The organism is Pseudoduganella sp. jia 12 (assembly GCF_055502675.1).
The window spans coordinates 311003-325077 of the sequence record NZ_JBUXKP010000009.1 but is presented as its reverse complement, the minus strand read 5'-3'; the positions used below and the strand labels follow the sequence as shown (position 1 = coordinate 325077).

General features: G+C 65.2%; 9 protein-coding genes and 2 tRNA genes. 6 read left to right on the top strand and 5 right to left on the bottom strand.

The features are described 5' to 3' along the window. Window positions 1-93: 93 nt before the first annotated feature. The 4 genes from ACY65G_RS21105 to ACY65G_RS21090 form a co-directional block, all read right to left on the bottom strand. Window positions 94-1413 carry a dicarboxylate/amino acid:cation symporter gene (locus ACY65G_RS21105; protein ID WP_464999243.1) on the bottom strand — a complete coding sequence of 440 codons (1320 nt, stop codon included), beginning with the start codon at window positions 1411-1413 and terminating at the stop codon, window positions 94-96. Window positions 1414-1558: 145 nt separating this feature from the next. Continuing rightward, the gene (locus tag ACY65G_RS21100; RefSeq protein ID WP_464999242.1) at window positions 1559-4810 is read right to left on the bottom strand and encodes a S8 family serine peptidase; all 3252 of its coding nucleotides are present in this window, start codon (window positions 4808-4810) and stop codon (window positions 1559-1561) included. Then, a complete protein-coding gene (locus ACY65G_RS21095; protein ID WP_464999241.1) occupies window positions 4807-5589 on the bottom strand; it encodes an NF038120 family PEP-CTERM protein in 783 nt (260 codons plus the stop codon). Before ACY65G_RS21095 ends, ACY65G_RS21100 begins: the two co-directional genes overlap by 4 nt. Before the next feature lie 319 nt (window positions 5590-5908). Next, window positions 5909-6718 (bottom strand): 3-hydroxybutyrate dehydrogenase, encoded by an 810-nt coding sequence (locus ACY65G_RS21090; protein ID WP_464999240.1) that lies wholly within the window; start codon window positions 6716-6718, stop codon window positions 5909-5911. 160 nt (window positions 6719-6878) lie between these two features. On the opposite strand from ACY65G_RS21090, the gene ACY65G_RS21085 reads away from it, so the two are divergent. The 3 genes from ACY65G_RS21085 to ACY65G_RS21075 all read left to right on the top strand — a co-directional run bounded on the left by ACY65G_RS21085 (window position 6879) and on the right by ACY65G_RS21075 (window position 10537). Next, window positions 6879-7784 (top strand): alpha/beta fold hydrolase, encoded by a 906-nt coding sequence (locus ACY65G_RS21085; protein WP_464999239.1) that lies wholly within the window; start codon window positions 6879-6881, stop codon window positions 7782-7784. 61 nt (window positions 7785-7845) lie between these two features. Further along, window positions 7846-8199, top strand: a complete 354-nt coding sequence (locus ACY65G_RS21080; protein ID WP_464999238.1) for a RidA family protein — start codon at window positions 7846-7848, stop codon at window positions 8197-8199. A gap of 94 nt (window positions 8200-8293) precedes the next feature. Next, a complete protein-coding gene (locus ACY65G_RS21075) occupies window positions 8294-10537 on the top strand; it encodes a RelA/SpoT family protein (RefSeq protein WP_464999237.1) in 2244 nt (747 codons plus the stop codon). A gap of 27 nt (window positions 10538-10564) precedes the next feature. On the opposite strand, the gene ACY65G_RS21070 is transcribed toward ACY65G_RS21075, so the two are convergent. Continuing rightward, the gene (locus tag ACY65G_RS21070) at window positions 10565-11482 is read right to left on the bottom strand and encodes a cation diffusion facilitator family transporter (RefSeq protein WP_464999236.1); all 918 of its coding nucleotides are present in this window, start codon (window positions 11480-11482) and stop codon (window positions 10565-10567) included. 159 nt (window positions 11483-11641) lie between these two features. Between ACY65G_RS21070 and ACY65G_RS21065 the strand changes: the two genes are divergently transcribed. From ACY65G_RS21065 to thrS, 3 genes are all read left to right on the top strand, one after another. Then, a tRNA-Val gene (locus tag ACY65G_RS21065) sits at window positions 11642-11718 on the top strand. A gap of 118 nt (window positions 11719-11836) precedes the next feature. Next, window positions 11837-11913: transfer RNA gene (locus ACY65G_RS21060), tRNA-Val, on the top strand. Window positions 11914-12131: 218 nt separating this feature from the next. Then, window positions 12132-14039, top strand: a complete 1908-nt coding sequence (thrS, locus tag ACY65G_RS21055; RefSeq protein WP_464999274.1) for a threonine--tRNA ligase — start codon at window positions 12132-12134, stop codon at window positions 14037-14039. The last annotated feature ends 36 nt before the right edge of the window (window positions 14040-14075 follow it).

Sequence of the window (14075 nt, the reverse complement as noted above, 5' to 3'; positions counted from 1 at the left end):
CCGGTGACAAACGAAAAAAAGGCACGCCGCGGCGTGCCTTTTTTCGTTGTGCTGCTGAACAGCCGGCCACCCGCGGGTGGCCGGCTTCCTGCATCAGGCCGACTTTGCCACCGGCATGTCTTCGCCGTGCTTGGTTTCTTCCAGCGGCTCGTGCGGGGTGGACGGGTGGGCCAGTTCGCGCTTCAAGGTATCCATGTTCAGCTCGCCTTCCCACTTCGCCACCACCAGGGCGGCCACGCCGTTGCCGACGAAGTTCGTCAGGGCGCGGGCTTCGCTCATGAAGCGGTCGATACCGAGGATCAGTGCCATGCCGGCCACCGGGATCGTCGGCACCACGGCCAGCGTTGCGGCCAGCGTGATGAAGCCGGCGCCGGTGATGCCCGATGCGCCTTTCGAGGTCAGCATCGCCACGCCCAGGATCGTCAGTTCCTGCATCAGCGTCAGGTCGGTGTTGGTGGCCTGGGCCACGAACAGGGCCGCCATCGTCATGTAGATGTTGGTGCCGTCCAGGTTGAACGAGTAGCCGGTGGGGACCACGAGGCCGACGACAGGCTTCGAGGCGCCCAGCTTTTCCAGTTTCTTCATCAGCGAAGGCAGCGCGCTTTCCGACGAGCTGGTACCCAGCACGATCAGCAGTTCTTCCTTGATGTAGGCGATGAAGCGGCCGATCGAGAAACCGGTGAACTTGGCGATCGAGCCCAGGATGATGAACACGAACAGGAAGCAGGTCAGGTAGAACGAGCCCATCAGCTTGGCCAGCGGCACCAGCGAATCCAGGCCGTACTTGCCGATGGTGAAGGCCATCGCGCCGAACGCGCCGATCGGGGCGACCTTCATGATGATGTTGACCATGCCGAAGACGACGGCGCCCGCCTCGTCGATGATGTGCAGCAGGGGCTTGCCGCGTTCACCCAGCAGCGACAGCGCGAAGCCGAACAGCACGGAGATCAGCAGCACCTGCAGGATGTCACCCTTGGCGAACGCGTCGACGACGGTGTTCGGGATGATGTGCAGCAGGAAATCCGTGGTGGTCTGGTGGGAAGCCTTCTCGGTGTACTGGGCGATCGCCTTCGTGTCGAGCGTGGCGGGATCGGCGTTGAAACCGGCGCCCGGCTTGACGATGTTGGCAACGAACAGGCCGATGACCAGCGCGAACGTGGAGACGATTTCAAAGTAGAGCAGTGCCTTGCCGCCGACACGGCCGATCTTCTTCACGTCCTGCATGCCTGCGATACCGGACACGATGGTGCAGAAGATCACCGGTGCGATGATCATCTTGATCAGCTTGATGAAGCCGTCGCCCAGCGGCTTCATCGCCACGGCGTCGGTCGGCAGGTAGATGCCGAGCAGTACGCCAATGAAGATGGCGAACAGCACCTGCACGTACAGGATTTTATAGAACGGTTTTTTCATGATTGGAGTCTCCATTGGCTTCCCAGTGCTCCCATCATTGCAAACCATCTCAGATATCACCATTGTGATTATCCGCATTGTGGTTTTCCCTATCAGGGTTAACCACAATGCGGTTACCACGTAGCGCGGCCGATGGAAAAACGGCTTACCTTGCCCAGCGTACCGCCCGGGTCAGGCTGCGGCCAGGCTTCACGGGCGAGCCTTTCTTCAGGATGCGGGCCGGCACCAGCGGCAGGCCTTCCGGCTGCTCGGCGTCGATGAACAGTTGCGTCAGCGCTTCGGCCCGGCCGTTGACGACGAAACTGGCGACGCCGAAGTACCGTTTGGTATTGTCCAGGCCCGACCAGGCCAGCGCCACCGTACCGGTGCTGTTCTGCGCCAGCGCCGCCGGCGCCGTCACCTGCACGTTGCCAGCGTCCTGGCCCGGCGCGATGATCCAGCTCGACAGCGCGAACGTGGCGCTTTCGCCATTGGCCGGACCGTCGCTCGACACGCACACCGTGTACTCGCCCGGCTCCGGTTCCGTGGTGGACGCGCTGCTGCCGGTGTTCCAGGTGGACAGGCCGACCACCTGCTGGTGCGGATCGACGATGACGAGGTTCAGCTGGTCGATGAAGCCGCCCTCCGCGCCGGAGGAATCGGATGAGAACGCCCCGAAGCGGACGCCCAGGGTTCCTGGCGGGATCGTGAACTTCTTCAGCGCCACGCGCTCGCTGCCGCCGGCCAGGCATTCGGCCACGCCGTAATCGTCGCCGCTGATGCCGTTGATCGACAGGATGTCGCGCCGCGGTTCCACGAGGCCGCTGACGGCGATTTTCACGCGCGCCGCCGAACCCGAGGTGATCGGGAACAGCCTCTTGCCGCGCGAGATCCACGACGACAGGTATTCCGGCGCATCGAACGCCATCGTGCGGGCCTGCAGCGGGCTGCGCACGCGGTGTGCACCGTCCGTCCATTCCAGCGAACCGTATTGCCACTCGCGGTTTGCCGCGGTGGTGCGCTTGACCGTCACGGAGAAATTGCCTTTTTCGCCCGGCGCCAGCGTCAGCTCCGCGGGGGCAACCGTGACGTCGAAGCCCGGCAATTCGGCAGTGGCCGTGTACGTGGCCGCCGCCCCGCCCACGTTGGTGACGGAACGGACCAGCACCTCGGTGTCGGCGATGGAGGGCACGGTCAGCGCGGCCTGGTTCAGGTTCGTGTCCGTCACCTTGCCGGTCGTGCCGCAATCGGTGGCCGGGATGGACACCGATTCCACGCCGCACAGGAAGCGCTGCCAGTCCTGCGGGGCGGCGTCGTACACGAGTCCGGGGTCGCCGGCGAGAGCCGGCTGCACGAGCCCCGCGCCCTGGCCCCACGGCAGCTTGCCGTTCAGCGTGTCGAAGTTGCCGTCGTCCTGCGTCTGCTTCGCCGTTGTCATCAGCGCCGACTTGATCGCGGCGGGCGACCAGTCCGGGTGCTGCTGGCGCAGCAGGGCGGCGAGGCCGGCCACGTGCGGGCTGGCCATCGAGGTGCCCGTGTGGAAGCGCCAGCGCGTGTCTGCCTGCGTGGCGCCTTCGGCCGCGATGCGGTCATGCGTGGCCTGGTCGCCGCCCGGCGTGGTGCCGGCCAGGATTTCCAGGCCGGGCGCCGCCAGGTCGGGCTTCATCACGCCGGGCGCCGCGACGTTCGGGCCGCGCGACGAGAAGTACGTGACGGTGGGCGACGGCAACGTGCTGTCGTGCAGGCCGAATGCCGACATCGACAGCGTGGCTTGCGGATGCTCGAGCAGGTAGTTGCCCAGGGCCGCGCCATCCGTGGGCAGCAGGTCGACGGTGGGCAGCGCATATTGCACGTAGCTGGGCGCCTGATCGTACTGCAGCAGCACCATCGCCGCGGCGCCGTAGGCTTGCGCGGCAACGCTCTTGCCCTTCGGGGCCGACAGGCCGGCTTCGCAGACGAGCACCTTGCCGGCCACGCGTGCCGGGTCGATCGCCGCGGCCGCGCTGGCGCCCTGCTGCGCCGCTTCTGCCGGGCTGGCGCAGGTGGCGCGCGCGGCCATGTCCGTGCCGTCGAGTTGCTCGAACGGCACCTTGCCGGCGTGGCGGGCCAGCACGAACGGCGTGGCGGGGAGGGCCTGCGCGTTCAGCGAGCCGCCCACGAAACGCGGGCCATCCGTGACCTGCAGCTCGGCGCCGGTGGTCTTGTCGTGGTTGGTGGCGGCCACGGTGGCGACCCATGGCACGCCGTGCGCGCTGGAGTACCACGGTGCGGAATTGCCCGACGAGGCGGCGACGAACACGCCGGCATTTGCGGCGCCGAGGAATGCCTGGTCCACAGGGTCGTCGATGCTCAGCGTGCCGCCGATGGAAAAGTTCAGCACGTCCACGCCATCGGCCACCGCCTGTTCGACGGCGGCGACCGAGTCGCCCGGCATGCACTGGTTTTCCATCGCCTCGGGAGAAGCGGGCCGCGTGAACGTCCAGCACACCTTGTAGGCCGCCACGCGTGCCCGCGGAGCCATGCCCGAAGCGGCCGACACGGGAATGCCGTCCAGCACCGGCAGTGCGCCATGGTTGCCGGCGGCGGTGGACGCCGTATGCGTGCCGTGGCCGAAGCCGGAGCGCGGCGCCACGGCGAGGCCGTCGCGCGCGGACAGGAACTCGTTCCAGTGGATGTTCTGGCCGTCGGCCAGCAGCGCCGCGTTGAAGTAGCGGGCGCCGACCAGCTTGTTGTTGCAGTTGGCCGCCGTGAACCCTTCGCCGAGCTGGCATGCGCCTTTCCAGCTGGCAGGCGCGGGGCCGTAGGCCAGCGTGCCGGACGGATCGGTGGTGGGCCTGCCTTCCGCATCGACGCGGTCGGCGAATGCGGGATGCTCGGGCCAGATGCCCGTGTCGATGATGCCGATGACGACATCCTCGCCGGCCTTTTCGCTGCCGCCCAGCTGGCTCCACAGGCCGCCGGGTCCGTCCACGTTCAGGTACTCGGGCGTGTAGTGCGTATCGATCTTGCGCGGGATTTCCACCATCACGGCCGTCACCCCGCTCTTGCGGCGCAGGGCTTTCGCCTCGGCGTTCGTCAGCAGGGCGGAGAAGCCGTTGTAGACGAGCTGGTAGCTGTGCAGCACCTTCGCGCTGCGCACGCCCGACAGCACGCTGGCCTGGCGCTGCTTCAGGAAGCCGGCATACCGGGCGACGGCGGGCGAGCGGGCATCGAGCCTGGCGCCCGCCGTGGGCCGCGTCGCACGCATGCCGGCGATCGTGCCTTCATAGCTCGCGGCCGGTTTTTCCGCCAGTTGCACGATGTAAGGCCGGCGCACGGCATCGCCTTTCTGCGCCAGCGCATTGGTGGCAGGGACGGCTGCCAGGACGAGCAGCGTAACCGGGAAGAAGGAAGACAGGGACAATGGGGCGCGCTTCATGCCTTGCCTCCCATGCGGCGGCGCGCGGCCACCAGCAGCATGCCGGCGGCCAGCATGGCCACGGTCGATGGTTCGGGTACGGCGCTCACGTGCAGGTCGTCGAGCGCGAACTGCGAGGCGTTCAGCGTGGCCAGGCCGTTGACGCAGTCACGCCCGGAGGTGTACGTACACGCGTCGATCGTGATGCTGGTGAACGCGGTGGCGGCGAACGATGCATCGAGCGTCCATTCGGCCCAGTAATGCAGCGTGGGGAAATCGGCCGACGTGGTGACGGTGCCGCCGTCGGCCGTGGTGCCCGTGATGCGCAACTGGCCGAACGGCAGTGCGCTGCCTTCCTCGTTTTCGCTGGCGATGCCGCCATAGGACAGCGACGACAGGCGGAATGCGGCGTCATCCCCGCGCGTCAACGTCAGCGAGCCGTCGTTCAGGCCGGCGTAGTGCTGGGTGATGGGGTAGGGGCAAGCCAGCCACACGCAGGCGCCCGAGTCACCCGCGGCGATCGTGGCGCCGGCCAGGCCGGGTTCATAATCGGGAAGACCCTGCGCGAAGGCGCCGTCCGCCACGACGGCTTCGAAGCCGTTCGTGGAAAACGTGTCGCCGCCGATGTAGATCGAATTGTCGGCCGGCGAAGACCCGTTCACGATCTGCTCGAAATCGATGATGTCGGCGTGCGCCATCGGTGCGGCCAATGCGGCGGACAATGCCGCGGCGCAGGCAATCGATGCGGGCGCCGGGCGGCGCCAGCGAGCGCGAAGGGTGCTGCTTGAACATGGTTTCATTGCGTCGTACCCCGTGGTTGGAAGAGAGGAAGCCCTGGCGCCCATACCGTTCGACATCGACTTGCAACACCCACGTTCGATGTGGATGGTGATAGCGCTATCAGGTAAAATTATGCTAACTCAACGCGAGGGTAAGCGAGCAGGATTTTTTCTCGATGCCGGGGCACAGAGGAGCGTGAACGTGGCAAGAGAAGGCGGGTTTCGCTCTGCGAGGGACGCAAGAGAGGTGTGAGGCAGGTGTTGTAAATTTTCTACGATAGCGCTCCCACCCATGTGCGGGCGTGGCGGGAAACGCGGCCGGAGGCCGGCCGCGGTGGCGTTACTGGGCGACCCAGCCGCCGTCCACATTCCAGGCCGCGCCGCGCACCTGGCTGGCCACGTCGCTGCACAGGAACACGGCAAGCCCGCCCAGTTGTTCGGGCGTGACGAAGTCGCCGGAAGGCTGCTTGTCGGCCAGCAGCGCGCGCTTGGCCTCGTCGTTGGTGAGGCCGTCGCGGGCGGCGCGGTCGTCGACCTGTTTCTGCACCAGCGGCGTCAGCACGAAGCCCGGGCAGATCGCATTGGCCGTCACGCCGGTCTGGGCGGTTTCCAGCGCGGTGACCTTCGTGAGGCCGACCAGGCCATGCTTGGCCGCCACGTAGGCGGACTTGCCGGCCGAGCCCACCAGGCCGTGCGCCGAGGCGAGGTTGATGATGCGGCCCCAGTTCTGCTGCCGCATCCGCGGCAGCGCGAGGCGCGAGGTATGGAAGGCGGACGTGAGGTTGATGGCGATGATCGCGTCCCATTTGTCGACCGGGAAGTCCTCGACATTGGCCACGTACTGGATGCCGGCATTGTTGACGAGCACGTCGATGCCGCCGAAGTGTTCGGCCGCGAACGCGAACAGGGCCTCGATTTCGGCCGGCTTGCTCATGTCGGCGTTGTGGTGTACGGTCTGCACGCCGAATTCCTGTGCCGTGGCGGACAGCAGGGTGGCGATGTCGTCGGCATTGCCGAAACCGTTGAATACGATGTTGGCGCCCTGTGCCGCGAGCGCGCGTGCGATGCCCAGGCCGATGCCGGACGTGGACCCTGTCACCAGGGCCGTTTTGCCGGACAGAATCTGCCCGGTCGAAGATGTGCTGCTCATGGTTAGCTCCATAGTTGATGGCGGCTATGCCGCCGGTTCCGGAGCGCTGGCTCCGGTCGACTTAATGCTGGCCTAAGCGCTGCGCTAAACTTGCAAGGGATTTTAGCGGCAACGCACGGTAGAATGTAGCCCAAAAACCAATATCCGGCAGGAGGCCAGGATGCCTGAAACAGCAAACAAGCCAGCGATCAAGTCAGTGCAGTGCCTGTCTCCCGCGGGCTTGCACAGCATGGCCTACCAGGAATGGGGAGATCCGTCCAACCCACGTGTAGTGGTGTGCGTGCACGGCGTGACGCGCGTTTCGGACGACTTCGACGACCTTGCGCGCGCGCTGTCCGGCACCTTCCGCGTGGTGTGCCCCGACGTGGTGGGCCGCGGCCGTTCCGGCCGCCTGCGCAATCCGGACTTCTACCGCGTGCCGCAATACGTGAGCGACATGGTGACGCTGCTGGCGCGCGTGCTGGGCAATGGCGACGGCAATGCGCAGGCGGAAAAGGTGGCGTGGTTCGGCACGTCCATGGGGGGATTGATCGGCATGGGCCTGGCGGCGCTGCCCGACAGCCCGATCGGTCGCCTCGTGCTGAACGACATCGGCCCGGTGCTGGACCCGGCGGCGCTGCGCCGCATCGGCGACTACATCGGCCAGGACGTGCGCTTTGCCACGTTCGAGGAAGGTGCGCGCTTCGTGCGCGACGTGTCGGCGTCGTTCGGCCCCCACACGCAAGCGCAGTGGGACAAGATGGCCCGCGACGTGCTGCGCCAGGATGCCGACGGTACCTGGGTGCGGCACTACGACCTGGCGCTGGCGCAGCCCTTCCGCGCCGCCACGCCGGAATCGGTGGCCGCCGACGAGCATCTGCTGTGGGCCGCCTATGACGCGATCCGCTGCCCCACGCTGGTGGTACGCGGCGCCCAGTCCGACCTGCTGTCGCACGAAACGGCGCAGATGATGACCCGGCGGGGGCCGCGTGCCCGGCTGGTCGAGTTCGCCGGCGTGGGCCATGCGCCCACGTTCGTGCAGGCCGACCAGATCGCGGTGGCGCGCGAGTTCCTGCTGGACGCGTGACTCAACTGTGCCTGTAACTTAACCCGTAAGTTTTTAGTTGAACCTGTAGAAAAGAGAAGAAATGGAAATCAAACGACTGTATGTAGGCAAGCGCATGTCCGAAGTGGCGATCCACAACAACACCGTGTACCTGGCCGGCCAGGTTGCCGCCAGCGATCCGGCTGCCGACATCAAGGGCCAGACCCGCGAAGTGCTGGCGGCCATCGACAAGCTGCTGGCCGAAGCGGGCAGCGACAAGAGCTGCATCCTGTCCACCCAGATCTTCATCAAGAACCTCGCGGATTTCGATGCCATGAACGAAGTGTGGGAAGAGTGGGTTGCGCAAGGCCACACGCCGCCGCGTGCGACTGTCGAGGCGAACCTGGCCAACCCGGCCTGGCTGATCGAGATCGTCGTCGTCGCCGCCCAGCGCTGATCGCGCCACGGTACATGTAGCAAGCGGGAGGCCGCCCCGGCTTCCCGTTTTTCAGGCAGCACTCCTCTGCAGCAAGCAGTAAAAGGTTTTTGTCATGGTCTCCATTGCGGCGCTGAACAGCGCAACGTCCGAACAGCTGGTGCTTGGCCTGTCCAGCGACGATGGCGCGCGGGTGCTTGCCGCGCTCGATTTCGCCAGCGCGGCCTATGCCGGCAAGCAGTGCACGAGCGGCCAGCCGGCCTTCGATTTCGCCGTTGGCGCGGCTTCCACGCTGGCGCAGCTCAACACCGACGCCGCCACGCGCATTGCCGCGCTGCTGTTCGAACTGTGCCTGCTCGACCCGGCACAGGGCATCGCCATCGAACCGAAGTTCGGCAGGGAAGTGGCCGACCTGGTCACCGGCGTGCACCAGCTGATCCGCCTGCGCGAACTGACGCAGGGCACGCCTTCGACGGCGCGCGGCAAGAACGCGGCCCAGCAGGCCGTGGCGCAGATGGAAACGCTGCGCAAGATGCTGCTGGCAATGGCCAGCGACATGCGCGTGGTGCTGGTGCGGCTGGCTTCCTGCTGCAGCACGCTGCGCTGGTTCGCCGACCAGAAGATCTTCAACGAGATGACGCGTGCCTACGGCCGCGAAACGCTGGACCTGTATGCGCCGCTGGCGAACCGCCTCGGCATCTGGCAGATCAAGTGGGAACTGGAGGACCTGTCGTTCCGCTTCATCGAACCGGAGAGCTACAAGCGCATCGCCAAGATGCTGGAAGAAAAGCGCATGATGCGCGAAAGCTTCGTCACGCAGTCGATCGAGCGGTTGCAGTCGGAACTGGCCGGGGCCGGCATCAAGGCCGAGGTCTTCGGCCGGCCGAAGCACATCTACAGCATCTGGAACAAGATGCGCGGCAAGGAGCTCGATTTCACGGAGCTCTACGACGTGCGGGCGTTCCGCGTGATCGTGGCGGACGTGAAGACGTGCTACACGGTGCTCGGGGTGGTGCACAACATCTGGACGCCGATCCCGAAGGAATTCGACGATTACATCTCGCGGCCCAAGCCGAACGGCTACCAGTCGCTGCACACGGTGGTGACGGCGGACGACGGCCGGCCGCTCGAGGTGCAGATCCGCACGCAGGAAATGCACAATTTCGCCGAATACGGCGTGGCCGCGCACTGGCGCTACAAGGAGGAAGGCAATTCCAGCTTCCAGGGCCAGAAGTACGATGAAAAGATCGCCTGGCTGCGCCAGCTGCTGGCGTGGAAGACCGACGTGGCCGACGCCGTGGTCGGGCAGGAGGAGTTGCAGCGCGAATGGGTGGAAAAGCTGAAGGAGGCGGCACTGGACGACCGCATCTTCGTGCTGACTCCGCAGGCGCGCGTGCTCGAATTGCCGGTCGGCGCCACGCCGATCGATTTCGCCTACCACCTGCACAGCGACGTGGGCCACCGCTGCCGTGGCGCACGCGTCGATGGCGTGATGGTCCCGCTCAACACCCAGCTGAAAAGCGGGCAGACCTGCGAAATCATCACGGCCAAGGGCGCGCCCGGCACGGCCGGCCCGTCTCGCGACTGGCTGAGCCCCGGCTATGCCGTCAGCAACCGCACGCGCGCCAAGGTGCGCGCCTGGTTCCACGCGATCGACATGCAGGAAACGCTGTCGCATGGCCGCTCGATGGTGGAGAAAACGCTGCAGCGCGAGGGCAAGACCGCTGTCAACCTGGAAGCGCTGGCGCAAAAACTGGGCTTCGCCAAGGTAGACGAGTTGTTCCTGGCGGTGGGCAAGGAGGAATTCAGCCTGCGCCACGTGGAGCATGCGCTGCACGACCATGTGGAGCCGCCACCGCCCGAGGATGCGGTGGTGCTGAACAAGAGCCGCGCCTCGTCGACCGAGCAGGGTGCCAAGTCGGGCGTGCTGGTGGTGGGCACCGAGGGCCTGATGACGCAGCTGGCAAGGTGCTGCAAGCCGGCGCCGCCGGATCCGATCGTGGGCTTCGTCACGCGCGGCAAGGGCGTGTCGATCCACCGGCTGTCGTGCAAGAATTTCGCCGAGATGCGCATGAAGGCGCCCGAGCGCGTGATCGTCACCGAATGGGGCGACGGGCGCGGCGATACCGTCTATCCCGTGGACCTGTTCGTGCTGGCGGGCGACCGCCAGGGCCTGCTGCGCGATATCTCCGAGGTGTTCTCGCGCGAAAAAATCAACGTGATCGGCGTGAACACGCAAAGCGCGAAAGGGCAGGCGCGCATGACCTTCACCGCGGAAATCGGCTCGACGGCGCAGGTGCAGAAGGCACTGGCCGCGATCTCGGAAGTGGCCGGCGTGCTGGAGGCGCGCCGCGCCTGATCCGGCGGAAGTGGGAGGGAGGGGGCGCTATTGCGGTTGCCCCTGCCTTCCCGCCACTTCGGCCTGCAGCGTGACGTGGTCGATGCCATGCCGTTCGATCAGCATGGCGCGGATCGCCTTCAGCGTGGCGGGCCAGTGCTGCAGGTCGCGCACTTCCACGTGGCCGATCAGCGCCGGCTGGCCCGGTGCCATGTCCCACACGTGCAGGTCGTGCACGGAAGCCACGCCTTCGATGCCTTCCAGGTCGTTGCCCACTTTTTCGTAGTCGATATCGTCCGGCACGCCTTCCATCAGGTGGTGGCCCGATTCGCGCAGGATGCCGGCCGTGGATTTCAGCAGCAGCAGCGACACCAGCAGCGACAGCAGCGGGTCGATCTGCATCCAGCCAGTGAAGTAGATGACGGCGCCGGCGGCCAGCGCGGCCACGGACCCCAGCATGTCGCCCATCACGTGCACCAGTGCCGCGCGCGTGTTCATGCTTTCCTTGTCCTTCGACAGCACCAGCGCGACCAGCACGTTGACGACGAGGCCGATTGCCGCCACGCCGGCCACGGTGCCGCCCTGCACGGCCTGCGGCTGCGCGAAGCGCTGCACCGCCTCGAACACGATCCAGCCGATCACCAGCAGCATGACGAGGCCATTGACGAACGCGGCCAGCGCCTCGGCGCGGCCGAAGCCGAACGAGTAGCGCGAGGAGGGTGGGCGCTTGGCGATCAGTTGCGCCAGCAACGCCAGGCCCAGCGACGCGGCATCGGTCAGCATGTGGCCGGCGTCGGCGATCAGCGCCAGCGAGTTGGCCATGAAGCCGGCCACGACTTCGACCGCGGCAAAGGTCAGTGTCAGGCCCACGGCCCAGGCCAGGATGGCCAGGCTGCGGTCGGCCCGCTGGTGCTTGTATTTGGCGTCGCCCTTCAGGTGGGCATGCAGGTGGCTGGTGGCGTTCATCGTTCTGCGGTCGAGGGTGTCGCAAAAATATAGCATGGGGCGGGCAGCGCATGATTGCACCCCGATGGCGGCGGGGTTGTCATGCCCGGGACTGCTTCCAGGGCAATTTCATTCTGGCCCTTGTCTTATCGGCGCCGCCTCACTATAATGCTCGGCATTGGGCGGTTAGTTCAGCTGGTTAGAATACTTGGTCGACATCCAAGGGGTCGGGGATTCGAATTCCTCACCGCCCACCAGAATGACAGGGGTTGCAGCACGGTGTGATGCAACCTCATCGATTTCACGCAGTGCAGGTAGCAGTGAAAGTAGTAGTGCGGTAGCAACGCAGTACCGTAGCAGTGCAGCAGTACAAGCGGGCGGTTAGTTCAGCTGGTTAGAATACTTGGTCGACATCCAAGGGGTCGGGGATTCGAATTCCTCACCGCCCACCAGAACACTTCAGTAACATTCAATGTAAGAGCGAGAAAGGCAATCCGGTTATGACACCGCGAACTACAACCGCTAAGGTTTGGTGAGTGACGCTAGTCGATCGGCTTTCTTTGGCTTTTCAAATTGAAAGATAACGCGGCTAGTCCGCGTTTTTTTTCGTCCCCGTTTTCCCCTTATTTCAGTTGAGTTTTTACGGCCCCCGTGCCGATTGGAGATCATGATGGTATCAGTCCGACTTCCCGATGGATCCGTGCGCCAGTTCGATGCGCCGGTCACCGTGGCCCAGGTGGCCTCCAACATCAGCACGAGCCTGGGCAAGGCCGCGCTGGCAGGCAAGGTCGACGGCAAGGTGGTCGACACCTCGTTCCTCATCGAGCAGGATGCCGACGTGGCGATCGTCACCGACAGGGATCCCGAAGGCCTGGACGTGATCCGTCACTCGACGGCCCACTTGCTGGCCTACGCCGTCAAGGAGCTGTTCCCGGACGCGCAGGTGACGATCGGCCCGACGATCGAAAACGGTTTCTACTACGACTTCTCGTACAAGCGCCCGTTCACGCCGGATGACCTGGTGGCGATCGAAAAGAAGATGGCCGAGCTGGCGAAAAAGGACGAGCCCGTCACCCGCAAGGTGCTGCCGCGCGACGAAGCGGTGGCGTACTTCAAGTCGATCGGCGAAGAATACAAGGCCGAGATCATCGCCTCGATCCCGGCGAATGAAGACGTGTCGCTGTACAGCGAAGGCAAGTTCACCGACCTGTGCCGCGGCCCGCACGTGCCGTCGACGGGCAAGCTGAAGGTCTTCAAGCTGATGAAGCTGGCCGGCGCCTACTGGCGCGGCGATTCCAAAAACGAGATGCTGCAGCGCGTGTACGGCACCGCCTGGACGAAGAAGGAAGACCAGGAGCTGTACCTGCACAACCTGGAAGAGGCGGAAAAGCGCGACCACCGCAAGCTGGGCAAGCAGCTGGACTTCTTCCACTTCCAGGATGAGGCGCCGGGCCTCGTGTTCTGGCATCCGAAAGGCTGGACGATCTGGCAGCAGGTCGAGCAATACATGCGCAAGAAATACCAGGACAACGGCTACCAGGAAGTGAAGGCGCCGCAGATCCTGGATGCGAGCCTGTGGGCCAAGACGGGCCACTGGGATAACTACCGTGAAAACATGTTCGTCACGGAATCGGAAAACCGCTCATATGCGCTGAAGCCGATGAATTGCCCGGGCCACGTGCAGATCTTCAATTCCGACCTGCGCTCCTACCGCGACCTGCCGCTGCGCTACGGCGAGTTCGGCCAGTGCCACCGCAACGAGCCGTCCGGCGCGCTGCACGGCATCATGCGCGTGCGCGGCTTCACGCAGGACGATGGCCACATCTTCTGCACGCACGAGCAGATCGAGCCGGAAGTGGTGGCCTTCCACCAGCAGGCGATGGAAGTGTACGAAGACTTCGACTTCACCAATATCGAGGTGAAGCTGGCGCTGCGCCCGGACAACCGGATCGGCACGGATGAAGTGTGGAACGATGCCGAAGAGGCGCTGCGCCAGGGCTTGCGCGCCTGCGGCGTGACGTGGACGGAGCTGCCGGGCGAGGGCGCGTTCTACGGTCCGAAGATCGAATACCACCTGAAGGATTCGCTGGGCCGCCCATGGCAGGTCGGCACGATGCAGGTCGACTTCTTCATGCCGGAGCGCCTGGGCGCGCAATATGTCGCGGAAGACAACACGAAGAAGACGCCGGTCATGCTGCACCGTGCGATCGTGGGGTCGATGGAACGCTTCATCGGCATCCTGATCGAGAACTACGCCGGTGCGCTGCCGATGTGGCTGGCCCCTGTGCAGGTCGCCATCCTGAACATCTCGGACGGGCAGGCGCAATACGCCACCGAGCTGGCCGGCAAGCTGCGCAAGCTGGGGTACCGCGTCACGGCTGATTTGCGCAACGAGAAGATCACGTATAAAATACGCGAACATTCCGTCCAAAAATTGCCTTACATCCTTGTGATCGGGGATAAGGAGCGGGATGCCAATACTGTGGCCGTGCGTGCGCGGGGCAACGTCGATCTGGGTGTAATGTCCATCGATGCCCTGGTTGAGCGACTCCAGCAGGATGTCGCCAGCAAAGCCTGACGGCGATCGATCGGTCTTCGGGCCGGTCGATTTCCG